This is a genomic window from Halopseudomonas sp. 4NH20-0008 (assembly GCF_057548395.1).
In genome coordinates this window covers 223,722-248,469 of record NZ_BAAJMD010000004.1, presented here as the reverse complement: position 1 = coordinate 248,469, position 24,748 = coordinate 223,722, and the positions used below count along the sequence as shown (strand labels likewise).

At 57.1% G+C, this 24,748-nt stretch carries 23 protein-coding genes; 15 read left to right on the top strand and 8 right to left on the bottom strand.

Annotated elements, in window-relative coordinates:
• Positions 1 to 9: 9 nt before the first annotated feature.
• From AC27HQ_RS06370 to AC27HQ_RS06360, 3 genes are read left to right on the top strand one after another with little or no spacing between them, the layout of a single operon-like run.
• Entirely contained in the window at positions 10 to 651 is a 642-nt protein-coding gene (locus AC27HQ_RS06370) for an arylesterase (protein ID WP_487155290.1), read from the top strand.
• Complete coding sequence (locus tag AC27HQ_RS06365) at positions 651 to 989, top strand: hypothetical protein (protein WP_487155288.1); 339 nt, start codon at positions 651 to 653, stop codon at positions 987 to 989. The genes AC27HQ_RS06370 and AC27HQ_RS06365 overlap by 1 nt, the downstream gene beginning before the upstream one ends.
• Positions 976 to 1,938 (top strand): L,D-transpeptidase family protein, encoded by a 963-nt coding sequence (locus tag AC27HQ_RS06360; RefSeq protein WP_487155287.1) that lies wholly within the window; start codon positions 976 to 978, stop codon positions 1,936 to 1,938. Before AC27HQ_RS06365 ends, AC27HQ_RS06360 begins: the two co-directional genes overlap by 14 nt.
• Positions 1,939 to 1,985: 47 nt before the next feature.
• Here the strand turns inward: AC27HQ_RS06360 and AC27HQ_RS06355 are convergent, their stop codons facing one another.
• Complete coding sequence (locus AC27HQ_RS06355; protein ID WP_487155286.1) at positions 1,986 to 2,243, bottom strand: Lpp/OprI family alanine-zipper lipoprotein; 258 nt, start codon at positions 2,241 to 2,243, stop codon at positions 1,986 to 1,988.
• Between the two features lie 206 nt (positions 2,244 to 2,449).
• Between AC27HQ_RS06355 and AC27HQ_RS06350 the strand changes: the two genes are divergently transcribed.
• Positions 2,450 to 3,850: a GntP family permease gene (locus tag AC27HQ_RS06350; protein WP_487155284.1), complete on the top strand. Its 1,401-nt coding sequence runs from the start codon at positions 2,450 to 2,452 to the stop codon at positions 3,848 to 3,850.
• A 90-nt stretch (positions 3,851 to 3,940) separates the two neighbouring features.
• On the top strand, positions 3,941 to 4,225 hold the full coding sequence (locus tag AC27HQ_RS06345; protein ID WP_487155283.1) for a GNAT family N-acetyltransferase: 285 nt from the start codon (positions 3,941 to 3,943) through the stop codon (positions 4,223 to 4,225).
• Between the two features lie 83 nt (positions 4,226 to 4,308).
• Here AC27HQ_RS06345 and AC27HQ_RS06340 read toward each other — a convergent pair whose 3' ends face one another.
• Entirely contained in the window at positions 4,309 to 5,238 is a 930-nt protein-coding gene (locus AC27HQ_RS06340; protein ID WP_487155282.1) for an alpha/beta hydrolase family protein, read from the bottom strand.
• 734 nt (positions 5,239 to 5,972) lie between these two features.
• On the bottom strand, positions 5,973 to 7,046 hold the full coding sequence (locus AC27HQ_RS06335; protein ID WP_487155280.1) for a 3-deoxy-7-phosphoheptulonate synthase: 1,074 nt from the start codon (positions 7,044 to 7,046) through the stop codon (positions 5,973 to 5,975).
• Positions 7,047 to 7,270: 224 nt separating this feature from the next.
• Here AC27HQ_RS06335 and AC27HQ_RS06330 point away from each other — a divergent pair, with 224 nt between their 5' ends.
• The 3 genes from AC27HQ_RS06330 (at position 7,271) to cysB (ending at position 10,257) form a co-directional block, all read left to right on the top strand.
• Positions 7,271 to 8,227 carry a putative 2-dehydropantoate 2-reductase gene (locus AC27HQ_RS06330; RefSeq protein ID WP_487155278.1) on the top strand — a complete coding sequence of 319 codons (957 nt, stop codon included), beginning with the start codon at positions 7,271 to 7,273 and terminating at the stop codon, positions 8,225 to 8,227.
• Positions 8,228 to 8,236: 9 nt separating this feature from the next.
• Entirely contained in the window at positions 8,237 to 9,148 is a 912-nt protein-coding gene (locus AC27HQ_RS06325; protein WP_487155277.1) for a 5'-nucleotidase, read from the top strand.
• A gap of 134 nt (positions 9,149 to 9,282) precedes the next feature.
• Positions 9,283 to 10,257, top strand: a complete 975-nt coding sequence (cysB, locus tag AC27HQ_RS06320; RefSeq protein WP_487155276.1) for an HTH-type transcriptional regulator CysB — start codon at positions 9,283 to 9,285, stop codon at positions 10,255 to 10,257.
• An 85-nt stretch (positions 10,258 to 10,342) separates the two neighbouring features.
• Here cysB and AC27HQ_RS06315 read toward each other — a convergent pair whose 3' ends face one another.
• Positions 10,343 to 11,077 (bottom strand): phosphoadenylyl-sulfate reductase, encoded by a 735-nt coding sequence (locus AC27HQ_RS06315; RefSeq protein ID WP_487155274.1) that lies wholly within the window; start codon positions 11,075 to 11,077, stop codon positions 10,343 to 10,345.
• Between the two features lie 263 nt (positions 11,078 to 11,340).
• On the opposite strand from AC27HQ_RS06315, the gene thrH reads away from it, so the two are divergent.
• The gene (gene thrH, locus AC27HQ_RS06310; RefSeq protein ID WP_487155273.1) at positions 11,341 to 11,958 is read left to right on the top strand and encodes a bifunctional phosphoserine phosphatase/homoserine phosphotransferase ThrH; all 618 of its coding nucleotides are present in this window, start codon (positions 11,341 to 11,343) and stop codon (positions 11,956 to 11,958) included.
• 236 nt (positions 11,959 to 12,194) lie between these two features.
• Here thrH and pabB read toward each other — a convergent pair whose 3' ends face one another.
• The 3 genes from pabB to rloB are packed head-to-tail and all read right to left on the bottom strand — an operon-like array spanning position 12,195 to position 16,102.
• Positions 12,195 to 13,544: an aminodeoxychorismate synthase component I gene (gene pabB, locus AC27HQ_RS06305; RefSeq protein WP_487155272.1), complete on the bottom strand. Its 1,350-nt coding sequence runs from the start codon at positions 13,542 to 13,544 to the stop codon at positions 12,195 to 12,197.
• The gene (locus AC27HQ_RS06300; RefSeq protein WP_487155271.1) at positions 13,541 to 14,563 is read right to left on the bottom strand and encodes an alpha-L-glutamate ligase-like protein; all 1,023 of its coding nucleotides are present in this window, start codon (positions 14,561 to 14,563) and stop codon (positions 13,541 to 13,543) included. The genes pabB and AC27HQ_RS06300 overlap by 4 nt, the downstream gene beginning before the upstream one ends.
• A gap of 9 nt (positions 14,564 to 14,572) precedes the next feature.
• On the bottom strand, positions 14,573 to 16,102 hold the full coding sequence (gene rloB, locus AC27HQ_RS06295) for an osmotic stress tolerance membrane protein RloB (protein WP_487155269.1): 1,530 nt from the start codon (positions 16,100 to 16,102) through the stop codon (positions 14,573 to 14,575).
• A 229-nt stretch (positions 16,103 to 16,331) separates the two neighbouring features.
• Between rloB and AC27HQ_RS06290 the strand changes: the two genes are divergently transcribed.
• From AC27HQ_RS06290 to AC27HQ_RS06265, 6 genes are all read left to right on the top strand, one after another.
• Positions 16,332 to 17,039: a GntR family transcriptional regulator gene (locus AC27HQ_RS06290; RefSeq protein ID WP_487155268.1), complete on the top strand. Its 708-nt coding sequence runs from the start codon at positions 16,332 to 16,334 to the stop codon at positions 17,037 to 17,039.
• Positions 17,039 to 17,923, top strand: a complete 885-nt coding sequence (gene prpB / locus AC27HQ_RS06285; RefSeq protein ID WP_487155267.1) for a methylisocitrate lyase — start codon at positions 17,039 to 17,041, stop codon at positions 17,921 to 17,923. Before AC27HQ_RS06290 ends, prpB begins: the two co-directional genes overlap by 1 nt.
• Positions 17,924 to 17,994: 71 nt before the next feature.
• A complete protein-coding gene (gene prpC / locus AC27HQ_RS06280; protein WP_487155265.1) occupies positions 17,995 to 19,158 on the top strand; it encodes a bifunctional 2-methylcitrate synthase/citrate synthase in 1,164 nt (387 codons plus the stop codon).
• Positions 19,155 to 21,758, top strand: coding sequence for a Fe/S-dependent 2-methylisocitrate dehydratase AcnD (acnD, locus tag AC27HQ_RS06275; RefSeq protein WP_487155263.1), 2,604 nt, complete (start codon positions 19,155 to 19,157; stop codon positions 21,756 to 21,758). The genes prpC and acnD overlap by 4 nt, the downstream gene beginning before the upstream one ends.
• Positions 21,758 to 22,954: a 2-methylaconitate cis-trans isomerase PrpF gene (gene prpF, locus AC27HQ_RS06270; RefSeq protein ID WP_487155262.1), complete on the top strand. Its 1,197-nt coding sequence runs from the start codon at positions 21,758 to 21,760 to the stop codon at positions 22,952 to 22,954. Before acnD ends, prpF begins: the two co-directional genes overlap by 1 nt.
• Positions 22,955 to 23,007: 53 nt before the next feature.
• Positions 23,008 to 23,796 carry an SDR family oxidoreductase gene (locus AC27HQ_RS06265; RefSeq protein ID WP_487155261.1) on the top strand — a complete coding sequence of 263 codons (789 nt, stop codon included), beginning with the start codon at positions 23,008 to 23,010 and terminating at the stop codon, positions 23,794 to 23,796.
• Positions 23,797 to 23,852: 56 nt separating this feature from the next.
• Here AC27HQ_RS06265 and folD read toward each other — a convergent pair whose 3' ends face one another.
• A complete protein-coding gene (gene folD, locus AC27HQ_RS06260; protein ID WP_487155259.1) occupies positions 23,853 to 24,707 on the bottom strand; it encodes a bifunctional methylenetetrahydrofolate dehydrogenase/methenyltetrahydrofolate cyclohydrolase FolD in 855 nt (284 codons plus the stop codon).
• Between the last annotated feature and the right edge of the window lie 41 nt (positions 24,708 to 24,748).

The window sequence follows — 24,748 nt, the reverse complement described above, 5'->3', positions numbered from 1 at the left end:
GGCATGCCCTTGATGAGTTTTTTGAGAAATGGCCTGGCCGCTGTGCTGCTGTGGCTTATAGTGCTGCCGGTCAGCGCGCAGACGGTACTGATTGTCGGCGATAGTATCAGTGCCGCTTTCGGTCTGGAAATCGATCAGGGCTGGGTCAATCTGCTGGAACAGCGTTTGCAGGCCCGGGATCAGGCGATTGACGTGGTCAATGCGTCCGTCAGTGGAGACACCACTGCAGGGGGGCTGGCCCGCCTGCCACGGCTGCTTGAGCAGTATTCGCCGGCGCTGGTAGTGATTGAATTGGGGGGTAATGACGGCCTGCGTGGTTTGTCTCCGGCTAATGTGCAACAGAATCTTTCTTCCATGGTCGCGCTGGCCAAGGGTGAGGGTGCAGAGGTGATGCTGCTCGGTATCAAAATTCCACCCAACTACGGCAGGCGTTACACCCAAGCCTTTGAGCAGGCTTTTGTTGAGACCAGCGAAGAACAGGATATTCCCTTGATCCCGTTTATTCTTGACGGCATTGCCGGGGAGCTGGATGAGAGCCTGATGCAGCAGGATGGCATCCATCCGACGGCTGAAGCACAGCCGCGTATTTTGGAAAACGTCTGGCCCCTGTTCGAGCAATGGCTGGTTGAAAAACAGCGGGCTAGCCGCTGATGCTGAAGCGTCTGAGCAAGCGCTGGTGCATGGTGGCTCTTGATGAACAGCACGATTTGTTTGTCGGCGATCGTTTGCATGCCCACCTGGTCGAGATCAATCTACAGTTGGATGTGCCCCTTGAGCGCACGCTTTGTGGCGACCTGCTGCCGTTCAGGCCGGTTTACCGCGAGCTGACCCGTGCCGCACTGGGTGCCTTGTGCCCTCAGTGTCTGTCGCAGGCCAAGGCCCTGCTGGTACCGGCCAGGCGCTCGACAGTCGGACCTGTTCTCGGGGCTGGCCCGGCAAAAGAAGCAGCGTATCCCCAGCAACAGATGGATATTCATGAACAGTATTGATGTGCGGAAAAGGCTCACCAGCGCCAACTGGTCGGTCATTGGTCGGGCGAGCGGCCTGTGGCTGCTGCTGTGTTTGTACATGGCACCTTCATGGGGCTTTGACTATATATTGCAGCCTGAGCAACAGTTGATCGGCGACAACCTGCAGTACACGGCGCGATATGAAGACACCTTTGCTGACCTGGGCAAGCAATACGGTTTCGGTTACCTGGAGTTGATAGCGGCTAATCCGGCGGTCGATCCCTGGTTGCCGGGTGAGGGAACAGTCATTCTGTTGCCGGCACAAAGAATCCTGCCAAGCGCGCCTCAACAGGGAATCGTGATCAATTTGCCAGAATTCAGGTTGTATTATTTTCCACCGGAAGGCGGAACCGTTGTCACTTATCCAGTTGGTATAGGGCGAGAGGGCTGGTCATCGCCCATTGGCGATACCCGCGTCGCACGCAAGGAAGCCAACCCGTCCTGGTATCCACCCCAGTCAATCCGGGATGAGCATGCCGCGCAAGGCGATATTCTCCCTGCTGTGGTGCCACCGGGCCCCGACAATCCCATGGGCCCGTTCAAGATGAATCTGGCCATGAGCGGCTATGTCATCCATGGCACCAACAAGAAGTTCGGTATTGGCATGCGCGTCAGCCATGGCTGCTTCCGAATGCGCAATGAAGATATAACGGCACTCTTTCCGCAGATTCCAATTGGCACGCCTGTGTCCATTATCAATCAGCCTTTCAAGCTGGGTCGCAGGGACGGTGATCTCTATCTCGAGGTGCATGCGCCTCTGGATGAGCACGGTTTGCCATCAACACTTGATCGTCAGGCGGCTATCCAGCAGTTGCTGAGCGTGCAGCAGGAGAGTCTGGCGGGCTATCGGTTGGACTGGGCGGTTATCCGTGATGCGGTTTTTGCTGAAGAGGGTGTGCCGGTCAGGATCGGCAGCTTGAACAATTAACCAGGGTGAGCGCCGGCACGAGCCGGCGGCCACCCTGAGTGCCTGGCTTATTTGCGGCTGGCGCTTTCCAGCATGCGCAGGGCGCGCTCATTGGCTTCATCAGCGCTTTGCTGCGCGCGTTGGGCAGCAGCCAAGGCTTCTTCAGCCTTGCGGTAGGCTTCGTCAGCGCGGGCTTGAGCGCGCGCAGTGGCCGTTTCATTCGCCGACAGGCGTGCGCTGGTTTCCTGGAATTGCTGGGTATTGCTGCAGCCGACAGCCAACAGCGCGGCCAGTGCAACGGCCGAGAGTTTTAGCGTGTTAGTCATAACGTTCACCTTGTGTAAAAGTCCTTGCCAGTCAGTTGGCGCATTACAGTCTAGCAGCGCTGGCACAATACGGAACTGACTTGCGTCATAAATTATCGGGCACATCAGGTATTCAGCCTGTCGCAGGACAAGTTACAGCCTTGTATTGTCCAGCAGCTGCGGTATTGTGTCGCGGTCAAATCCAACAATTAAAAGGACTGCATCCTATGCTGGGAAACCTGGGACTGCTGGTGGGCCTCGCGCTGCTGATCTACATGGCCATGCGCGGCATCAATATCTTCGTCGCTTCATTGGTCTGCTCGCTGGTGGTCGCCGTGACCAACGGTATGCTGATTCCGCGCACGTTGCTGGAGCATTATCCGGCGGGTCAATTGGGTGCCTTCAGTTTTGCCGGGCGCTTTTTTCTGCTGTTTCTCTGCGGCGCCATCTTTGGTAAAGCCATGGCTACCAGCCAGGCCGCGAAAAGTATTGCTTTGGCCATTACCCGCAGTCTGGGGGTCAAGCAGACCCTGCTGGTCGGCATGCTGGTGTGTGCCTTGTTGACCTATGGCGGCGTGGTGGTCTTTGTTGTGGTCTTTACCATGTATCCGCTGGGCATCACCCTGATGCGTGAAGCCAATCTGCCCAAACGCCTGTGGGCGGCGGCGACCTCGGTGGGAGCGGGTACCTTCACCATGACGGCGCTGCCGGGCTCTCCCTCAATCCATAACGTGATTTCAGCCAGTTCGCTGGGTACAGACCTGTTTGCCGGCGGCTGGATTGGACTCTTTGCTGCCTTGATCATGGTCGGTCTGGGCATGTGGTATGTCGAGCGTGGCTGGCGTCTGGCTCGGGCAAGCGGCGAAGGTTTTGTGGAAAATACCCAGGACCGTCGAATGGAGCAGTTGGCCGGTGATCCGGCAGATGCCCCTTCCTGGAAATTGGCGATCATACCTATGGTGGTGGTGCTGGGCGTGATCATGCTGCCCAGGCTGATCATCGGGCTGGGTGACTGGACTGAGGTCCAGGGCTGGTTTGCCGATATGCTGCGCTTCAGCCAGACGCAACCCATCATCTGGCCGTCCATGGCACTGATACTCGGATCATTGACCTGTGTTGTGCTGTTTCCGAGCATGCGCCGCAAGACCATGGAGGTCTTTGGTCAGGGTGCCGAGGATTCCATCATGCCGCTGATCAATACCGCTGCGGTTATCGGTTTTGGTGGGGTCGTGACTCAGACAGCCGGTTTTGGCCAGTTTGCTGAGTGGATACTTGGTGCCAACCTGCCGCCTTTGTTATCGGTTTTTGCCTCGGCTAGTGTGGTCTCGGCCATTGTCGGCTCTTCTTCCGGCGGTTTGCAGATTTTCATGCAAAGTCTGGCGCCGCATTATCTGGAAATGGGTGTGGAACCCGAGATACTGCACCGTATAGCCGCCATCGCCTCGGGTGGTCTGGACTCGCTGCCGCATTGTGGCGCGGTGATTGCCACCTTCATGATCATGGGGCTGACTCACAGGGAAGCTTACAAGGACATGTTTATGGTCACAGTGGCAATTCCGGTCATTGCCTGCCTGGCCTCAATTGGCCTACTGATGGCGTTGGGTATCGGTGTGAACCCGGTCGGTTAAGGAAATGAGCCACTCCAGCGGTGAATTTTTCCCGCTGTGGGTGGTCAACTGTTGTCAGTGACAGTTTGATCAGCCTCAGGGGACGGTGACATGGAGTCAACAACAATTCAGCATGACGTTCAGGGCAAGCAGTTTTATGTTGCTCTGGAAGGTACGCGGGCGTATCTGGCTTACATGGATCTGGGCAAGAAGACCCTGGATATTTACCGTACCTACGTTCCCAACGCGCTGCGTGGCAAAGGTCTGGCGGCGCGGCTTACGGCACACGCGCTGGAGTATGCTGAAGGCGAGGGCTACACGGTCATCCCTTCTTGTTCCTATGTTGAGCGCTACATGGCTCGGCAGTCGCGGTTGACCCAGGCCAAGCTCCAGTAACGTTATTCAGTGCAATAAAAAACCCCGATTGCTCGGGGTTTTTTATTGCAGATGCGGCACTGGATCAGCGCCACATCGACCCATCAATAGTTGCAGTTTCCACGGTACGCGGAAATGTCACGATCTGAGGTGTGGTTCGGGCCGCAGAGGAACTGGCTGTAACGGGTATCGTTATCGAGGAAGCGTTTCATCCAGGATACGCCGAATCGGCTCAGTACGTCGTTATAGGAGTTGCCGCCGTTACCGCAGTAGTGGCTGCCACCATTGAGCTCAACGAAGGCCTTGGAGATGTTGTTGGGCAGCTCGTTGTAGAACGGCGAGGCGTGCTGACCAACAGGTGCAATGACATCAGACTCGCAGGCGAAAATCAGCGTTGGGGCCTTCACGTTGCGGAAACTGGTGGTATCCCAGGGAGCCAGAGGAATAGCTGCCTTGATGCGACCTTCTGAGGCCACACGCAGCGTGCCGCCACCACCCATTGACCAGCCCACTACACCCAAGCGGTTAGTATCGATCATGCCGCGAACCGGGCTCCGGCTGGAACGGTTTTGGGCAACCAGATAATCCAGTGCTGCGTTGATCTGGCGAGCGCGGCTCGGTGGCTGATCAAAGCCACTGTTGGTGTCAATGGTCATGACCACGAAGCCGTGGGACGCCAGCTTAGGACCCCACCATTCAATCGAAGACTCGGCAGAGACGAAGCCTGGAATGACGACGATGGCGCCCATGGTGCCACTCTGACCTGTCGGGTAATGAATGGTGCCGCCGCCAAAGCCACTGGTAAAGCTGGATACGCGGCTGGTGCGAACGGAGTACGGGCCGCTGTTGGCTTCAACAAATGACAGTGAAGGGTTCGGTCCGCGTTGGAACGGATTGTTACCTGGTGTTGGGGTTGGAGTGGGTGTAGGTGTGGGTGTCGGTGTCGGGTTTGACGCCATGGTCACAGCTGAAAACAGCAACGCACCGGCAGCCAAAGCGGACAGAACGGTTTTTGCGAAAGAGTGGTTTTTCATTGGAACTCCAGGGAGCTATTGTTTGATTTATTATTGCTACTTCCGTGGTTGAAAGTGCCCGGCTACAAAAAGTTACTATCAACCTGGCGCTGAGTTTTTATCCTTTACATAGTCTTGTCAATGCAGTTAGTGCAATTTCACCTGTATGGGTGACATGGTTTATTGTTTGCGGTTAATGCACCTTTTTCAGTATTAATACGTCTTCCAAAGAGTGAGACCGGATATCATTAAAAAGACTATCTTGATCACCCAAGCGGGTGATTGCTTTATTTTCTTTTCTTCGGCAAATACGCCGTAAGCTCTGGCTCATAGCGATGATCTGTTGGTTCTTGGTTTTTTGCTTTACGCCTTATAATGCTCGATGAACCAGTATTTTAATTGGTTTTATATAAATAACTTAGCGGCTAACTTACTTGCGTAAAGAACATTGCTCAAAGTTAATATTGGGGTAACGCGTACCATCAATTACTTGAGTTGAAACAGGTCTTTTGACAGTTTGATTCGGATATAATTTTTTGACTCTTTTTTGCAACTTTGAGAGATGAGAGGCTTGCGCTCGAGACGCGATCTCATGTGTTGAAAAAAGTGATGGCGGGGTTGACTGGTCCAGTGCAGAGTTTGCCGTGGGGCAGGCTGATGATGGTTCCGGCCATGGGCGGGGCAAGCGGTAGTATGGTGGGGCGTATGGGGGTAATGACCGGCACAGATTGGGTTAAACCCGTGCCGGGCATGTTTTAACGAGAGCGCTGGGGTAGTACATCCTTGAGCTTGGCGTGCATGCTGCGAATGCTGGTGACGGTGGTATCCCAGTCAATACAGGCATCGGTTACGGAGACGCCATACTGCAGTTGCGATAGGTCTTTAGGTATCGATTGACTGCCCCAGCCAATATGACTTTCCACCATCAGGCCAATAATGGAATTGTTGCCCTCAATGATCTGGTTGGCGACGTTATCCATCACCAGTGGTTGCAGGCCCGGGTCCTTGTTGGAATTGGCATGACTGCAGTCAACCATGATGTTCGGCTTGATACCGGCCTTCTCCAGGTCCTTCTCACACAGGGCGACGCTGACCGAGTCATAGTTCGGCTTGCCATTGCCACCACGCAGCACCACATGGCCGTACTGGTTGCCCTTGGTGGTCACAATGCTGACCTGGCCATCCTGGTTGATACCCAGGAAGCGGTGTGGGCTGGAAACTGACTGCAGAGCATTGATGGCTACGGTCAGGCTGCCGTCGGTACCGTTTTTGAAGCCGACAGCTGAAGACAGGCCCGATGACATTTCCCGGTGGGTCTGGGATTCAGTAGTGCGTGCGCCAATGGCAGACCAGGAAATCAGGTCCTGCAGATATTGGGGTGAAATCGGGTCCAATGCTTCAGTCGCGGTGGGCAGGCCCATGGCTGTAAGGTCGCTGAGCAATTGCCGGCCGATATGTAAGCCATCCTCTACTTTGAACGAGTCATCCAGGTAGGGGTCGTTAATCAAGCCTTTCCAGCCGACCGTGGTACGCGGCTTTTCAAAGTACACGCGCATGACCAGATACAGGGTATCGCCGACTTCTTCGGCGAGCTTTTTCAGCCGGGCAGCGTAATCCTTGGCGGCATCCAGATCATGGATGGAGCAGGGACCGATGACGATGAACAAGCGGTGATCCCGGCCGTCCAGAATGTCGCGGATAACCTGACGGCTGGCGACTATGGTGTCATGGGACGCCTGGCTCATCGGGATTTTGGCCTTGAGCTGGGCAGGTGTGATGAGAACCTCGTTGGAGGCAATATTCAGGTCATTAATAGGTAATTCGGCCATCATTAATCCTAACAGTCTGCCAGGCCGCCAATCGGGCTGCCTTTTGATTGGCTGACAGCTTAATCAAGGATGACGGGCTAGGCTAGCCCGTTCTGTGGTATTGATCTGATATACGCAGTCAATCGACTTTGTCACCTTGCTGACGGTCTTGGCCCGGACTGTCGCGTATCCTTGCCTGGTATTGAAGTACGTACACGTCACAAGCTGAATAATCGAGGTCTCGCATGCAACAGACAAAACCACGCATAGGCGTCATTGGCACCGGTGCAATCGGTGGATTTTACGGCTTGATGTTGGCCAGGGCCGGACATGATGTGCACTTTTTGTTGCGCAGCGAGTATGCCGCGGTTGCCGAGCATGGCATCCGCGTTGACAGCCTGGTGCATGGCGAAATGGCTTTGAACCCGGTTCAGGCCTACCGTGATGTGGCCGATATGCCAGCCTGTGATTGGTTGTTGGTGGGTACCAAGGCAACTGGCAATGCGGAGCTGGCACCGATCATTGCCGCTGCAGCTGCGCAGAATGCCAAGGTCATCCTGTTTCAGAACGGGCTCAACAATGAAACCTACCTGCGTCCCCTGTTACCTGAGCATATTCACCTGATCGGTGGCCTTTGCTATGTCTGCCTTTTCCGTGAAGGCCCCGGGCAGATCAAGCATCAGTCCAACGGGCTGGTCGATCTTGGCTACCACTCCGGCCCGGCCAATCAGCAGGAAGGGCAGGATATTATCGCCACGGCGGCCGAGCTGTTTCGCAGCTCGAATATCGAGGCGCGTGAAATGGCCAATATTGATGCGGCGCGTTGGCAAAAGCTGGTCTGGAACGCGGCATTCAATGGTGTGTCGGTGTTGCTTGACGCCGGTACCGATGCGCTTCTGGGCAATGCCTCGAGCCGTCAGTTGATTGAGAGTCTGATGGGTGAGGTGGTTGCAGCCGCCAGTGCCTGCGGACATCAGATGCCGGAGGATTATGCGGCCAAACTGCTCAAGGCGACGCGGCATATGCCGGACTACTATCCAAGCATGTATCACGATTGGTTGCACAAGCGCCCGATGGAGCTGGAGAGTCTGTATCAGGAAGCCCTCAACCTAGCTGCGGCTGCTGGTTGCAGCATGCCGAAAACCGAGGCATTGTTGTACATGCTGAGGTATGTACAGGACGCATACCTGCAAACCGAATAAGGATGCACGATGCCGGTCAGGCTGGGTGACAAGCTGGTCATTGCCATTTCCTCCAGAGCGCTGTTTGATCTGGATGACAGTCACCAGGTCTATGAGCAGGAGGGCCTGGAAGCCTACCGGCAGTATCAGATTGCTCGCGAGGATTCGCCCCTAGAGCCCGGTGAAGCATTCGCTCTGGTGCAGAAGCTGTTGCGTATCAACAGCATGCTGGAAGGCGACAGTCGGGTTGAAGTCGTGCTGCTGTCACGTAACAGTGCCGACACCGGTTTACGCGTGTTCAACTCGATCCAGCACTACGGGCTCGGCATTACCCGTGCTGCCTTTGCCGGCGGCCGTAGCCCCTTTGTCTATATTCCGGCCTTTGGCAGTCAATTGTTCCTCTCAACCCATGCCGAAGACGTTCGTAGTACGCTTGAAGCGGGCTTCGCCGCAGCGACCATATTGCCCTCCAAGCACCCCCGAGAAGCGCGTGATGAATTGCGTATTGCCTTCGATGGCGATGCCGTACTGTTTTCCGATGAGTCCGAGCAGGTCTTTCAACGAGACGGTCTCGAAGCCTTTCAGGCGAATGAATTGGCTGCGGCCCGCGAGCCGCTGGGTGGCGGGCCGTTCAAGGCTTTTCTTGCGGCCTTGAGCCGCATCCAGACCGAGTTTGCCGGTGCCGATTGCCCGATACGCACAGCACTCTTCACCGCCCGAAGTGCACCGGCCCATGAGCGGGTTATTCGTACCCTGCGCGAGTGGGATATCCGTCTGGATGAATCGTTGTTTCTAGGGGGTATGGATAAATCCGAGTTTCTCCGCGCCTTTGGTGCCGACCTGTTCTTTGATGACCAGGAAGGCCACTGCCGCAGTGCTGTCGGCGTGGTACCCACTGGACACGTGCCGCATGGCATCAGCAACCGAGCTAAAAAGACCTGATAGGCATGAGGTAGATTGGCTAGGTATTTCGGCTCTGCTTCTGAAATTATCGTCTAAGCTTAAGAAAAAAAAGGCTATTGTGGTTATATGGCAGCCTTGCATCGTGGCGATGATTAACCTTGGGGACATTGGTAATGAAGCTTCAGCAACTGCGTTATATCTGGGAAGTGGCCCACCATGACCTTAACGTCTCGGCCACGGCGCAAAGCCTGTATACATCCCAGCCCGGCATCAGCAAGCAGATCCGCTTGCTCGAAGACGAGCTTGGGGTTGAAGTATTCTCCCGCAGTGGCAAACATCTGACGCGGGTAACGCCTGCCGGTGAACGTATTATCCAGACGGCCGGCGAGATCCTGCGCAAGGTCGATAGCATCAAGCAGATTGCCCAGGAGTTCAGTAACGAGCGCAAGGGTAATTTGACGCTGGCGACCACCCATACCCAGGCACGCTATGCCCTACCGCCCATCATCAGTCGCTTTATTCAGCGTTACCCAGACGTGTCACTGCATATGCACCAGGGTACGCCGATCCAGATCTGTGAGATGACGGTGGATGGTACGGCCGACTTTGCCATTGCCACCGAGGCCCTGGAGCTGTTTTCGGACCTGGTGATGATGCCCTGCTACCGTTGGAATCGTTGCGTCATCGTACCCAAGGGGCACCCCCTGACTCGGCTGGACAAGCTCAGCCTTGAAGCACTGGCCGAGCACCCGTTGGTGACCTATGTGTTCGGTTTTACTGGTCGTTCAAAACTCGATGAGGCCTTCAGTGACCGAGGTCTGTCGCCAAAGGTGGTCTTTACTGCCGCTGATGCCGATGTGATCAAGACATACGTGCGGCTCGGGTTGGGAGTCGGTATCGTCGCCAAAATGGCGGTTGATCCTGAGCTGGATAACGATCTGGTGGTGATTGATGCGGCCCATCTGTTTGAGTCGAGCATTACCAAGATAGGCTTTCGCCGTGGGACTTTTCTACGTGGATTCATGTACGACTTCATGGAAGCCTTCGCCCCGCACCTGACCCGCGAACGGGTAGAGCAGGCGCTGCAGTGTCACAGCAAGGCGGAATTGGACGAGTTGTTTGACGGAGTAGAGTTGCCGGTGCACTGATGCCGCCAAGGGCGGCATCAGCTTCAAGCCACAAGCTTCAAGCAAGCCGCCATTCTATAAACTTGCAGCTTGCAGCTTAAGGCTTTCAGCCTTTTGCAATCACATTCCCGGCGTGCAACCCGCATTCTTTCTGGGTGGCTTCCTCCCACCACCAGCGGCCTTCGCGTTCGTGCTGGTTGGGCAGGGTCGGGCGGGTGCAGGGTTCGCAGCCGATGCTGGCAAAACCGCGTTCGTGCAGCGGGTTATAGGGTACTTCAAGCATGCGGATATAGGCCCAGATATCTTCACTGCTGACATTCGCCAACGGATTGAATTTGACCAGCGGGTGCTCGGCATTACCGAAAGTCGTGTCCAGTTCGATCACCGGTACATGACTGCGGGTACCCGGGCTCTGGTCCCGGCGTTGTCCGGTGATCCAGGCATCAACCGTAGCCAGCTTGCGGCGCAGGGGCGCGATTTTGCGAATGCCGCAGCACTCGCCATGGCCACTCTCGTAAAAGTCGAACAGGCCCTTGTTCTTGACATAGGCCTCCAGCGCCTGCTGGTCAGGCGACATGACCTCAAGGGCGATGCCGTAGTGCTTGCGCACCTGCTCAAGGAAGCGGTAGGTCTCAGGGTGCAGGCGACCAGTGTCGAGGGTGAATACCTTGATGTCCTTGTTGATCTTCCAGGCCATATCCAGCACGACGATATCGTCGGCACCACTGAAGGACAGCCATAAGTTATCGAAATGCTCAAAGGCCAGACCGAGAATCTGCTGCGGGGTCTTGCTGGCATGGGATTCGGCCAGCGCGCTGATGTCGAGATGGTTGTGTGGCATGGGTTTCTCCAGGGATGGCCCGCCCCGGGCAGGACTCAAACGGGATATTGCGATTCACGTCTGATGTTCCGTGGCTGTTCGGGGCATAACAATTGGTGTGCAGTCTAGCAAAGGCTTTTTAGTCCATCTGCTTTTATTTGGTTATACTTTTATGCCTTATTGATATGAAGCCAGGCCGGCATTGATCGCTGGGCATTGCGCCAGGGCAGGCTTGCCGGTAGATTGTGGCGCGAATAACACCTACCCCTGTTCAGGAGAGACCTGTGGAAATCGCTTGCCTAGACCTTGAAGGCGTTTTGGTCCCGGAGATCTGGATCGCCTTTGCCGAGAAAACCGGTATCGCCGAGTTGCGGGCGACCACCCGGGATATCCCTGATTATGATGTGCTGATGAAGCAGCGCTTGCGCATCCTCGATCAGCACGGCCTGAAGCTGGGCGATATTCAGGAAGTGATCGGTACTCTGAAGCCACTTGATGGCGCTCCGGAGTTTGTCGATTGGTTGCGCGAGCGTTTTCAGGTGGTGATCCTGTCGGACACCTTCTATGAATTCTCCCAGCCGTTGATGCGTCAGCTTGGCTTTCCAACCCTACTGTGTCACCGCCTGATTACCGACGAGAATGACCGCGTGGTGGATTACCAGTTGCGCCAGAAGGATCCCAAGCGTCAATCGGTGCTGGCCTTCAAGAGCCTGTACTACCGGGTGATTGCCGCCGGTGACTCTTACAATGACACCACCATGCTCTCGGAAGCCCATGCCGGCATCCTGTTTCACGCCCCGGACAACGTCATCGCCGAATTCCCGCAGTTCCCGGCCGTGCACAGTTTTGAGGATTTGAAAAAGGAATTTATCAAGGCCTCGAATCGCACGCTCAGTCTTTAAAGCGACAAGTGGCAAGCCTCAAGCTGCAAGCCGTTTTATGAGGCCACTAAGGATTATATTCACAGACAGTATTGCTTGACATGCTGTCTCTGGATCCTTTTTGATCACGCTTGCAGCTTGCAGCTTGCAGCTTGCAGCTTGCAGCTTGCAGCTTGCAGCTTGCAGCTTGCAGCTTGCAGCTTGCAGCTTGCAGCTTGCAGCTTGCAGCTTGCAGCTTGCAGCTTGCAGCTTGCAGCTTAAGCCCCCAACGCCTCCATCAACACTCTCACCTTGGTCAGGCTTTCCTGATACTCCGACTCACCCTCGGAGTCTGCGACAATGCCGCCGCCGCCCCAGCAGTACAGGGTGTCGTGCTGGTGCACCAGGCTGCGGATGGCGATGTTCATGTCCATCTGGCCTTCACAGCCGATATAGCCGATGCTGCCGCAATACAGGCTGCGTCTGACCGGCTCCAGTTCCTCGATGATCTGCATCGCGCGAATCTTTGGCGCACCGGTGATCGAGCCGCCGGGGAAGGCGGCAGCCAGCAAGGCAATGGCATCCTGACCTTCAGCCAGCGTACCGGTAACGCTGCTGACCAGGTGGTGCACATTGGGATAGGTTTCGAGCTTGAACAGCTCGGGCACTCTGACGCTGCCTAGGGCGCAGCTGCGACTCAGGTCATTTCTCAGCAGGTCAACGATCATCAGGTTTTCTGCCCGATCCTTGAGGCAGCTCTGCAGATCATCGGACAGCGCTTTGTCCTGCTCCGGGGTAGCGCCTCTGGCCCGTGTGCCCTTGATTGGACGGGTTTCCACCTGCTGCTCGCGGACGCTGAGAAAACGCTCGGGTGACAGGCACAGCAGTCTGAAAGAGGGATCTTCGATATAGGCTGAGAAGGGGGTAGGGCAGGCGCGTCGCAAGCGAGCGTAGGCATTTAACGGATCACCTGAGCAGTCTGCCCGCAAGCGCTGCGCGAGGTTGATCTGATAGCAGTCGCCGGCACTGATGTAGCTTTGTACGCGGTCAAAGGAGGCCTGATAATCTTCACGCGACTGTTCGGCCTCAAAGCTGCCGCACAGAGCAAAATCGCCTGCCTGCGGGGCTGGTGAATCGAGTATTTTTAGTAAGCTCTGACGTTCTGCCTCGGTCAGGCAGGGATGGCAAACCAGCCAGCAGCCTTGGTCGATATGGTCGCTGACCAGGCTCCAGGCATAGATGCCCATTTGCAGGTCAGGCAGTTGAACGTCGGCCAGGGCGAACTCCGGGAGACTTTCCAGTCGACGACCAAAGTCATAGCTCAGAAAGCCCAGTGCGCCGGCGCCAAAGGGTAGCCCGGGTGAACCCTCTGGCCAACTGGCTGCAGGCAGGGTTGCAAGCGCCTGCCTCAGACGCCCCAGTGTTTCCAATCCTGATTCGCCTGCTTCGGGGCTGATGATCATGCGTGGGCCGGCTGCCAGGACGCTGTAGCGGGCAAAACGGTTTGTGCCGGCAGCCGAATCCAGCAATACCGGGTGGCCCAACTGGCGTAAGCGACTCAGTCGGGGTAGGGGGTCCGACTGGTACGCCAGTTCGATAAGCTGATACGGCTGGACAGCGGGTTTCATGCCGGGGTATCCGCGGCCTCCGCTGGCTTCTCGGTAAGGTCGCTCACAGACACCGGTTGGCGGAAGTGCTTTTGCGCATAGGCAACACGCTCTGCGGCGCTTTCCTCGCGACCCAGTTTCTTCAGAGCTGCCAGATGGCGCTCGACCATATGGCAGCGGGTTGTCAGACCGGTATCATTGGCAATCTGAATATTCAGGCCGGGGCGGGCATTCAACTCCAGAATCAGGGGGCCTTTTTCTTCGTCGAGAACCAGATCGACACCGATGTAGCCGAGTCCCGAGAGTTCATAGCAGGACGCGGCCAGTTGCATGAAGCCGTCCCAGTCAGGCAGCTGCACACCATCCACCGGGTTGGTGGTGTCGGGATGCTTGTTGATTTTCTTGTTCAGCCAGGTGCCCTTGAGGGTAATGCCGGTGGCCAGATCGACGCCGACGCCAATGGCACCCTGGTGCAGGTTGGCCTTGCCGCCGGACTGACGGGTTGGCAGCCGCACCATGCCCATGACCGGATAGCCCATGAGCAGGATGATACGGATATCCGGAACCCCTTCGTAACTGATGCTTTTGAACAGCGGATCAGGGCTGACGCGGTATTCGATCAGAACCCGGTCACGATGGCCGCCCAGTGAGTAGAGTCCTGAGAGGATGCTGGAAATGTGGTGGCCGATCTCATCGCGGCTGATGATCTTGCCTGACACTGTCTTGAACATGCCCTCAAAGCGATCGGCGATGACAATGATGCCGTCACCACCGGCCCCTTGGGCCGGTTTGATCACAAAATCGCGGCGGTCCTTGATGATCTCGTCGAATTTGTCGATTTCCTTTTCCGTGGAAATGATGCCGTACAGTTCAGGCACATTGATATTGGCCGCGATGGCGCGTTCCTTGGTCAGGATCTTGTCATCAACCACCGGATACAGGTGCCGCTTGTTGTACTTCAGCACATAGTCCGCATTGCGCCGATTGATCCCCATCACGCCGTTGGCTTTGAGGGTTTTCCAGGTTTGCCAGAAAAACATGCTCTCTCCTCAGCCTTTACTGGTCAGTGCTTTGAAACGCACCAGTTCGGTTAGGCGGTAGCCGCGATAGCGCCCCATGGCCAGCATGAAGCCTACCAGCACCAGCAGAATGGCCGGGAAGGTGAAGAAGAAATACGCCAGCTCAGGGATGCTCATCAGCAGGTGCGCCAGCGTGGCCGCAACCAGGGTGCCCAGTGCGACCTTGAAGGAGTGCCCACCGCCGCGTTCTTCCCAGGTAATCGACAGACGTTCGATGGTCATGGTCAGAATCACCATTGGGAACAGCGACACGGCCAGTGCGCGTTCCAGTCCTAGTTTGTGGCTGAGCAGGCTGATGATGGCAATGACCACCACCACAAAAGTCAGAACGATCGATAGTCTGGGTAGCATCTGCAGCTTCAAGTGTTCCAGGTACGAGCGCAGGGACAGGCCCAGTGCGGTAATCAGGGTAAAGAGTACGATGCCCCAGCCGATCTGGGTTTCGCGGAAGGCCAGGGAAATCAGTACGGGCGTGAAGGTACCCAGGGTCTGAATGCCGACGATATTGCGCAGCAACAGAATCACTAATACCCCAACCGGGATCATGATCATTACCCGATAGACCTGTTGTGCATGCAGTGGCAGGCCATACAGCGAATATTCCAGCAGCGCTGAGGAGGCATTTTCTGTGGTCATCTCGGCCAGGCGCAGCGCATTCATTTCGCTGTTGTTGATGGTGATGCTGACGCGGCCCTGACGGCCACCTTCAAGGCTGAAGAGTGGTGCTGGACCGGTCCACCAGATCAAACGATTGTCCGGAATGCCCTGCTGCCCTGTTTCCGGATGGAAATACAGCCAGCGTTCGCCGTTATAACTGCGCAACCAGAGCTCTGGCTCCTGGCTTGGCAGATTGTCCAGACGAATGGTGTGGACCATTTCCATCGGGATGCGTGCCAGGGATAGCAGTGTGTCGATGACCCTGGCCTTGTCCAATGCACTGTTGCTGCCACCAAGCAGCAGCTTGACGTTGTCATCGGTGATGTCGTTGACCCGTCGAATGGCTTCGCTGACAAAGGTTTCAACATCTGCGGAGGTTTGACGAATAGGGCTGAGCAGGGCATCAGCGGCAATCTGTTCTGCGCCCTCAAGAACAACGGGCTGACGCGGCGCAGGTGCAGCTAGCGCGACGTCCTCATTGCTGAAGCGCTTGGTCAGAACCAGACGGTAATACAGCGCCTGTGAGCCTGAAGCGCGCCGCGCCGACCAGGTTACCCTGCGGTTTTCCTGCTGCTGATTGATGCTGACGCCGTAGTTATTGGAGATAAAGCTTTCGTTGAGGCTGATGTAGTCCTGATTCAATTGCGGAATATACATCTGCGCCTTGACCGGTACGCCGGGGCTGGCCTGAAACTCGAACCGCGCATCGAGACTCCAGATGTCATCGGTTTCATCTTCGGTGACGGGAATTTCCAATACGTAAATCTGGTAGGCCGTGATGGCCAGGCCAAGGCTGACCAGGATAGCGATGAGGATTTTCAGGTGCAGATTGATCGATTGCATAGTTGTCTCAACGGCAGTGAAGGGCGGTTGCACCGACATAAAGCGGCGCGGGCGCAACAGTGCGGCATGTTAGCACGCTCGGGCAGTCCCTCGTAGAGTGCTTTGCATGCATTCTTTTCAGCATAGACCAGAATGGATATTTTCGGATTGTTGACAATCTTGTGTTAGTGGGCGCAATATTCCGCCTGAAATCAATTTTATTCGATGGATTGTATACAAGGTGACTGCTTTGTCCGAAGAGCTGCAAGATGCCCCCGCGCTGACGCTGTCTGATGGTGCTTTTCAGCGCATCCAGACGGCTATCGTCAAGGGCGAAATTCCGCCTGGGACCCGCATCAGTGAGCAGTATCTCTCCACTACCTTTGCCATTAGCCGAGGTCCTGTTCGCGAGGCGATCCGGCGGCTGGAGGGCCGTCGTCTGGTGGTGCGCATACCCCATGCAGGCGTCAGGGTGGTCTCGCTCAGTTATGAAGAGCTGATAGAGCTTTATCACGTACGTGAAGCCCTCGAAGGCATGGCCTGCCGCCTGGCAGCCGAGCATATGAGTGATGACGAGATCGCCGGTTTACGCGATGTCCTGGCTACCCATGAGAAACACAGTGGACTGAAAGCCAACGAATCCTACTATCAGCAAGAGGGTGATCTGGATATTCATTATCTGATCATCCAGGGCAGCAAGAACCGCACCCTCAGCGACATGCTCTGTGGTGACCTGTATCACCTGGTACGCATGTACCGCTATCGCTACTCAACCACGCCAAAACGGCCGCAGCAGGCCTTTGCCGAGCACCACCGCATCATTGAGGCCATCGCTGATCGTGATGGCGAACTCGCGGAAATGCTGATGCGCCGTCATATCAGCGCCTCACGCCGCAACATCGAGCGCCGCATGCAAGCTCAGCGCGACGCAGACACATCCTCAGGAGGGATCAAGTAATGTCGACAACACCGGGTCAAGCTTTCCGCGATGCGGTAGCCGCAGAGCATCCTTTGCAGGTAGTGGGTGCCATCAATGCCAATCATGCACTGCTGGCCAAGCGCGCCGGTTTCAAGGCCATCTACCTGTCCGGTGGTGGTGTGGCGGCTGGCTCGCTGGGCTTGCCGGACCTGGGCATTACCGGCCTGGACGATGTGCTCACCGATGTGCGGCGCATTACCGATGTCTGTGACCTGCCGCTGCTGGTGGATGTGGATACCGGTTTTGGTTCAAGTGCCTTTAATGTGGCGCGCACGGTCAAGTCGATGATCAAGTTTGGTGCCGCCGCCATCCATATCGAGGATCAGGTCGGCGCCAAGCGCTGCGGCCACCGTCCGAACAAGGAAATTGTCAGCCAACAGGAGATGGTCGATCGTATCAAGGCGGCTGTTGATGCCCGTACCGATCCCAGCTTTGTGATCATGGCACGCACCGATGCGCTCGCCGTGGAAGGTCTGAATGCGGCGCTAGACCGCGCCGCCGCTTGTGTGGAAGCGGGTGCGGATATGGTCTTCCCGGAAGCCATCACCGAACTGGCCATGTACAAGACCTTTGCCGATCGTATCCAGGCTCCGATTCTGGCCAATATCACCGAGTTTGGCGCCACGCCGCTCTATACTACTGAGGAGTTGGCCTCGGTGGACGTGTCGCTGGTGCTGTATCCGTTATCCGCCTTCCGCGCCATGAACAAGGCTGCCGAGAACGTCTATACCTCGATCCGCCGCGATGGTACTCAGGCGAATGTGATTGACAGCATGCAGACGCGCATGGAGCTCTATGAGCGGATCAACTATCACGATTTTGAACAGCATCTCGATGCCCTGTTTGCGGCTGGCAAGAAGTAAGCCACGCACCCTATTTACTGCCTGCGACCGGGGCCATGGCGCCCCGTCCGACCCTTGAGGAGAGCGACGCCATGACCGTGACACCCGAGAACCCTGCACCTGCTTTCAAACCGAAGAAATCCGTTGCCCTGAGTGGTACGGCTGCCGGTAACACCGCCCTGTGTACCGTTGGCCGCAGCGGCAACGATCTGCACTACCGTGGTTATGACATCCTTGATGTGGCCACCACCTGCGAGTTCGAAGAAATTGCCCATTTGCTGGTGCACGGCAAACTGCCGAATCAGGCTGAACTGGCGGGTTACAAGGCCAAGCTGAAAACCCTGCGCGGCCTGCCTGCTGCGTTGAAAACGGCATTGGAGCAGTTGCCGCCTTCAGCCCATCCTATGGATGTGATGCGCACGGGTGTATCGGTATTGGGTTGTCTGCAGCCGGAAAAGGAGGATCACAACCATCCCGGCGCTCGTGATATTGCGGATAAGCTGATGGCCAGTCTGGGCTCTATGCTGCTGTACTGGTATCACTTCAGCCACAATGGCAAGCGCATCGAAGTAGAAACCGATGATGACTCGATCGGCGGGCATTTCCTGCATCTGCTGCATGGTCAGGCGCCCCGCGCCTCCTGGGTGCGCGCCATGCATACCTCGCTGATTCTTTACGCTGAACACGAGTTCAACGCCTCGACCTTTACCAGCCGGGTCATTGCCGGTACCGGGTCGGATCTGTTTTCCTGCATTGCCGGGGGTATCGGCGCCCTGCGCGGACCCAAGCATGGCGGCGCCAATGAAGTCGCCTTTGAGATCCAGAAGCGCTACGACAACCCAGACGAGGCCGAGGCTGATATCCGCGCCCGAGTGGAGAAGAAGGAAGTGGTCATCGGTTTCGGCCATCCGGTCTATACCGTCAGCGATCCGCGCAACAAGGTGATCAAGGAAGTGGCTCGCGAGTTGTCGTTGGAGCAGGGCAATAGCAAGATGTATGACATTGCCGAGCGGCTGGAGACGACGATGTGGGAAATCAAGAAAATGTTCCCCAACCTGGATTGGTTCAGCGCCGTGAGTTATCACATGATGGGCGTGCCCACGGCGATGTTCACGCCACTCTTCGTTATTGCCCGCACCTCGGGTTGGTCCAGTCATGTTATCGAGCAGCGCATCGACGGCAAGATCATTCGCCCCAGCGCCAATTATGTAGGCCCCGAAGATCTTGCTTTTGTGCCCCTCAAGGATCGCCCATGAATACTCAATACCGTAAAGCGCTGCCTGGCACCGGGCTGGATTACTTCGATACCCGCGCCGCCGTGGAGGCGATCAAGCCTGGTGCCTACGCGCATCTGCCCTATACCTCACGGGTACTGGCCGAGCAGTTGGTGCGCCGCTGTGATGCTGAGCTGCTTAATCCGGCTCTGAGCCAGTTGATCGAGCGCAAGCGCGATCTGGATTTCCCCTGGTACCCCGCGCGAGTAGTCTGTCACGACATCCTGGGTCAGACCGCGCTGGTTGATCTGGCCGGCTTGCGCGACGCCATTGCCGAGAAGGGCGGTGATCCGGCGCTGGTCAACCCGGTGGTACCAACCCAGCTGATTGTTGACCATTCGCTGGCTGTTGAGCATGCCGGTTTTGATCCGGACGCTTTCGAGAAGAATCGTGCTGTTGAAGACCGTCGCAATGAGGATCGCTTTCACTTTATCGAGTGGACCAAGACGGCGTTCAAGAACGTCGATGTGATTCCGGCGGGCAACGGCATCATGCACCAGATCAATCTGGAAAAGATGTCGCCGGTGATCCAGGCGCGCGAGGGTGTCGCCTTTCCCGATACCTGTGTAGGGACCGATTCGCATACCCCGCATGTTGATGCCCTGGGCGTTATTGCCGTCGGCGTTGGCGGTCTGGAGGCGGAAACCGTGATGCTCGGACGCGCCTCCATGATGCGCCTGCCCGATATTGTCGGGGTCAAGCTGACCGGCAAACGACAGCCGGGCATTACCGCGACCGACATCGTGCTGGCGCTGACCGAGTTCTTGCGCAAGCAGCGTGTGGTTGGCGCCTGGGTCGAGTTTTTTGGTGAGGGTGCAGACAGCCTGACTATCGGTGACCGTGCGACCATTTCCAATATGTGCCCGGAATACGGTGCCACCGCGGCGATGTTCTACATCGATCAGCAAACCATTGATTATCTGAAACTGACCGGACGAGAGCCGGAGCAGGTCGCACTGGTCGAAAATTATGCCAAGACCACGGGTTTGTGGGCCGATGCGCTGACCGCTGCCGAGTACGAGCGGGTGCTGAGCTTTGATCTGTCCTCGGTGGTACGCAATGTCGCAGGTCCGTCCAATCCGCATGCCCGGGTAGCGACCTCAACGCTGCATGAGCGTGGCATTGCCGTGGGCCTGGACCAAGCGCTGGCCCAGGAAGCGGAGGGCTTGATGCCCGACGGCGCGGTGATCATCGCCGCCATTACCAGTTGCACCAATACCTCCAACCCGCGCAACGTAGTCGCGGCTGGCTTGCTGGCCAAGAAAGCCAATGAACTGGGATTGCTGCGCAAGCCCTGGGTCAAGACCTCCTTTGCTCCCGGCTCCAAGGTGGCCAAGCTGTATCTTGAAGAAGCGGGGCTGTTGACGGAGCTGGAAAAGCTTGGCTTCGGTATCGTGGCCTATGCCTGCACCACCTGCAACGGCATGTCCGGGGCGCTGGATCCGGCCATTCAGCAGGAAATCATTGAGCGTGACCTGTATGCCACGGCGGTGCTGTCCGGTAATCGCAATTTTGACGGGCGCATTCATCCCTATGCCAAGCAGGCGTTCCTCGCTTCGCCGCCGCTGGTGGTGGCCTATGCCATTGCCGGTACCGTGCGCTTTGATATCGAACGTGATGTGCTGGGGCATGACCAGCAGGGTAATCCGGTCACCCTCAAGGACCTGTGGCCAAGTGACGAGGAAATCGATGCGCTGGTGGCCAGCAGCGTCAAGCCTGAACAGTTCCGCCAGGTGTACATTCCGATGTTTGATCTGGGCACCATTGAGCAGGCAGCGAGCCCGCTGTATGACTGGCGCCCCATGTCCACCTATATCCGTCGTCCACCTTATTGGGAAGGTGCACTGGCCGGTGAGCGTTCGCTCAAGGGCATGCGTCCGTTGGCGATACTGCCGGATAATATCACCACCGATCACCTGTCGCCCTCCAATGCCATTCTGCTCGACAGTGCGGCAGGGGAGTACCTGCACAAGATGGGTCTGCCCGAGGAGGACTTCAACTCCTATGCGACCCACCGAGGCGATCATCTCACTGCGCAGCGCGCCACCTTTGCCAATCCCAAACTGTTCAATGAAATGGTGCCTAATGCCGATGGCAGCGTAAAGCAGGGCTCCCTGGCCAGGGTTGAGCCTGAGGGTCAGGTCATGCGCATGTGGGAGGCGATTGAAACCTACATGAACCGCAAGCAGCCGTTGATTATCATCGCGGGCGCCGACTACGGTCAGGGTTCGTCCCGCGACTGGGCGGCCAAGGGAGTCAGGTTGGCCGGGGTTGAGGCTATCGTGGCTGAAGGCTTCGAGCGTATTCACCGCACCAACCTGGTCGGTATGGGCGTTCTGCCACTGGAATTCAAGCCGGGTACCACGCGCCTGACACTGGAGCTGGACGGCACCGAGACCTTTGATGTGCTGGGTGACGCCGCCACGGCTGCCGAGTTGCAGTTGCTGGTGCGCAGGCGCAATGGCGAGACACTGACTGTGCCGGTGACCTGCCGTCTGGACAGTAACGAGGAAGTACTGATTTATCAGGCCGGTGGTGTGCTGCAGCGTTTTGCCCAGGACTTTCTTGAGGCGACGGTCTGATGAGAGTCTTCAAACCACAGATCAAGCTTCCTGCTACTTACATGCGTGGCGGCACCAGCAAGGGGGTGTTCTTTCGTCTGGAGGATCTTCCTGAGGCGGCCCGCGTGCCTGGTCCGGCCCGTGACAATCTGTTGTTACGGGTGATCGGCAGCCCTGATCCGTATGGCAAGCAGATCGATGGTATGGGTGGGGCGACCAGTTCGACCTCAAAGACGGTGATCCTGGCCAAGAGCAGTCAGCCGGATCACGATGTTGATTACCTGTTCGGTCAGGTTGCCATCGATCGAGCCTTCGTTGACTGGAGCGGGAATTGCGGCAATCTGTCAGCGGCAGTCGGCGCCTTCGCCATCAGCGCCGGGTTGGTAGCTGCCGCACGCATCCCTGAGCAGGGGGTTTGTACCGTGCGTATCTGGCAGGCGAATATCGGCAAGAGCATCATCGCCCATGTGCCGATTCGTGACGGGCTGGTTCAGGAGAGCGGGGATTTCGAGCTGGATGGCGTGACCTTTCCGGCCGCCGAGATCCAGCTGGAGTTTCTCGATCCGGCCGAGGAAGGTGAAGATGGCAACGGTGGGGCCATGTTCCCCACCGGCAATCTGGTCGATGATCTGGTGGTGCCGGGTGTAGGCACCCTTGAGGCCACGCTGATCAATGCCGGCATTCCGACCATTTTTATCAATGCAGCCGCTGTTGGCTATGCCGGCACCGAGTTGCAGGATGCCATTAACAGCGACACCAAGGCCCTGGCCATGTTCGAGAGCATTCGTGCCCAGGGTGCGCTGAAAATGGGTTTGATCAAGGATATCAGCGAGGCCGCTGGTCGCCAGCATACGCCCAAGGTAGCCTTTGTTGCGCCTGCAGCCGATTACCAATCTTCGAGCGGCAAGGCAGTCAACGCCAGCGAGGTTGATCTGCTGGTGCGTGCCTTGTCCATGGGGAAATTGCACCATGCGATGATGGGCACGGCGGCTGTGGCCATTGGCACCGCCGCAGCTATCCCGGGTACGTTGGTAAGCCAGGCCGCCGGTGGTGGTAAGCGCACGGCGGTGGTCTTTGGTCATCCATCCGGCACCTTGCGTGTTGGTGCCGAAGCCCTTGAGATCGACGGTCAATGGCAGGTCAAGAAAGCCATCATGAGTCGTAGTGCGCGGGTGTTGATGGAAGGGTGGGTCAGGGTGCCGGATGGTTGTTTCTGATCCGCTGGTCCGTGAGAATTTGGCTTGAAGCTTAAGGCTTTGGAGGTGTTGGTATGAATCTGGATCTTACGGGTAAGCGGGCGCTGGTGTGCGGTGGCAGCCAGGGGCTGGGTGAGGCCTGCGCTGTTCAGCTGGCGGCACAGGGCGCTGAAGTGATCGTGCTGGCGCGCAATGAGAGCAAGTTGCAGGGGGTGGTACAGCGGCTGGCTACGACCCAGGGGCAGCGCCATGGCATGGTTGCCGTTGATGCAACTGACACGGCTGCTCTGGTTGCTGCGGTGTCGCAACAGATTGAGCAGGGCGGTGCGCTGCATATCTGGGTCAACAATACTGGGGGTCCGGCGCCGGGTCCGGCGCATCTGGCTGATCCGCAGGCCTATGCGGGTGCCTTTTCACAGCATCTGGTCAGCGCCCAGTCGTTGTTGCAGGTGCTTTTGCCGGGCATGCGGGAGGCTGGATACGGCCGTATCCTCAATGTGCTTTCGACTTCAGTGAAGGCGCCGATTGCGAATCTCGGGGTGTCCAACAGTATCCGTGCGGCCATGGCCAACTGGGCCAAGACCCTGGCTGGTGAGTTGGCCAGTCAGGGTATTACGGTCAACAACGTACTCCCTGGTCTTACCCGCACGGCACGTCTCGATAGCCTGATCGCGCATCTTGCCAGTACTAGTCAGCGCACGATTGAAGCTGTGACCGAGGGCATGTTGGCGACCATTCCAGCGCGACGTTTTGCCGAGTCGGCCGAGTTTGCCAATGCCGTCGGCTTTCTCGCCTCGCCCGCAGCGGCCTACATTAACGGGATCAACGTGCCGGTTGATGGCGGCAGTACGGCCAGTCTGTAACTCAAGCCGTGCTTGTTTGAGTATGCCCGTCGCCAGCAGAGGCTCCGGGCATTGCTTTAACTGTGCAGGTGCTCGCAGGCGTAGAGGGTATTTTCCAGCAGGCAGGCGCGGGTCATCGGGCCAACGCCCCCGGGTACCGGGGTAATCCAGCTGGCACGCTCGGCAGCCGGTTGAAACTCTACATCGCCAGTCAAGCGTCCGTCATCGGTGCGGTTGATACCGACATCAATCACGATGGCGCCGGGCTTGACCCATTCACCTTTGACAATACCCGGCTTGCCTACGGCAACGACCAGCAGGTCGGCGCGACCCACATGTTCGGCCAGATCCTTGGTAAAGCGATGCGTTACGGTGGTGGTGCAGCCGGCCAGCAGCAGTTCCAGAGCCATGGGCCTGCCAACAATGTTGGAGGCGCCGACCACGACAGCATTCATGCCATACAGATCAACGCCGGTGCTCTGCAGCAGGCGCATCACGCCAAAGGGCGTGCAGGGGCGCAGCAAGGGCACGCGTTGCGCCAGACGGCCGATATTGAAAGGATGAAAGCCATCGACATCCTTGTCCGGGCGAATACGCTCAAGTAACAGCGAGGCGTCCAGGTGGGCAGGCAGTGGCAACTGAACAAGAATGCCATCGATTTCGGCGTCATCATTCAAAGCGTCAATCAGTTCCAGCAGGGTCTGCTGGCTGGTGTTGGCAGGCAGATCATGGGAGCGGGAAATGAAGCCAACTTCTTCGCAATCCTTGCGTTTGTGGCTGACATAGACCTGTGAGGCGGGGTCCTGACCGACCAGAATGACCGCAAGACCGGGGAGGCGAAGGCCTTGTTCGCGGCGCGTGGTTACACGGCGGGCAATGTCCTGGCGGATGTGCGCGGCAATCTCCTTGCCGTCTATGAGTTTGGCGTTCATGGGCTTCCTGGGGCAGACAAAAAAGATGATCAATTGTCGCA

Bases quoted from the DNA above. Each gene is read 5' to 3' on its own strand.
- AC27HQ_RS06365 (WP_487155288.1), top strand. From the start codon at position 651: ATGCTGAAGCGTCTGAGCAAGCGCTGGTGCATGGTGGCTCTTGATGAA.
- AC27HQ_RS06360 (WP_487155287.1), top strand. From the start codon at position 976: ATGAACAGTATTGATGTGCGGAAAAGGCTCACCAGCGCCAACTGGTCG.
- AC27HQ_RS06355 (WP_487155286.1), bottom strand. From the start codon at position 2,243: ATGACTAACACGCTAAAACTCTCGGCCGTTGCACTGGCCGCGCTGTTG.
- AC27HQ_RS06350 (WP_487155284.1), top strand. From the start codon at position 2,450: ATGCTGGGAAACCTGGGACTGCTGGTGGGCCTCGCGCTGCTGATCTAC.
- AC27HQ_RS06345 (WP_487155283.1), top strand. From the start codon at position 3,941: ATGGAGTCAACAACAATTCAGCATGACGTTCAGGGCAAGCAGTTTTAT.
- AC27HQ_RS06340 (WP_487155282.1), bottom strand. From the start codon at position 5,238: ATGAAAAACCACTCTTTCGCAAAAACCGTTCTGTCCGCTTTGGCTGCC.
- AC27HQ_RS06335 (WP_487155280.1), bottom strand. From the start codon at position 7,046: ATGGCCGAATTACCTATTAATGACCTGAATATTGCCTCCAACGAGGTT.
- AC27HQ_RS06330 (WP_487155278.1), top strand. From the start codon at position 7,271: ATGCAACAGACAAAACCACGCATAGGCGTCATTGGCACCGGTGCAATC.
- AC27HQ_RS06325 (WP_487155277.1), top strand. From the start codon at position 8,237: ATGCCGGTCAGGCTGGGTGACAAGCTGGTCATTGCCATTTCCTCCAGA.
- cysB (WP_487155276.1), top strand. From the start codon at position 9,283: ATGAAGCTTCAGCAACTGCGTTATATCTGGGAAGTGGCCCACCATGAC.
- AC27HQ_RS06315 (WP_487155274.1), bottom strand. From the start codon at position 11,077: ATGCCACACAACCATCTCGACATCAGCGCGCTGGCCGAATCCCATGCC.
- pabB (WP_487155272.1), bottom strand. From the start codon at position 13,544: ATGAAACCCGCTGTCCAGCCGTATCAGCTTATCGAACTGGCGTACCAG.
- AC27HQ_RS06300 (WP_487155271.1), bottom strand. From the start codon at position 14,563: ATGTTTTTCTGGCAAACCTGGAAAACCCTCAAAGCCAACGGCGTGATG.
- rloB (WP_487155269.1), bottom strand. From the start codon at position 16,102: ATGCAATCGATCAATCTGCACCTGAAAATCCTCATCGCTATCCTGGTC.
- prpB (WP_487155267.1), top strand. From the start codon at position 17,039: ATGTCGACAACACCGGGTCAAGCTTTCCGCGATGCGGTAGCCGCAGAG.
- prpC (WP_487155265.1), top strand. From the start codon at position 17,995: ATGACCGTGACACCCGAGAACCCTGCACCTGCTTTCAAACCGAAGAAA.
- acnD (WP_487155263.1), top strand. From the start codon at position 19,155: ATGAATACTCAATACCGTAAAGCGCTGCCTGGCACCGGGCTGGATTAC.
- prpF (WP_487155262.1), top strand. From the start codon at position 21,758: ATGAGAGTCTTCAAACCACAGATCAAGCTTCCTGCTACTTACATGCGT.
- AC27HQ_RS06265 (WP_487155261.1), top strand. From the start codon at position 23,008: ATGAATCTGGATCTTACGGGTAAGCGGGCGCTGGTGTGCGGTGGCAGC.
- folD (WP_487155259.1), bottom strand. From the start codon at position 24,707: ATGAACGCCAAACTCATAGACGGCAAGGAGATTGCCGCGCACATCCGC.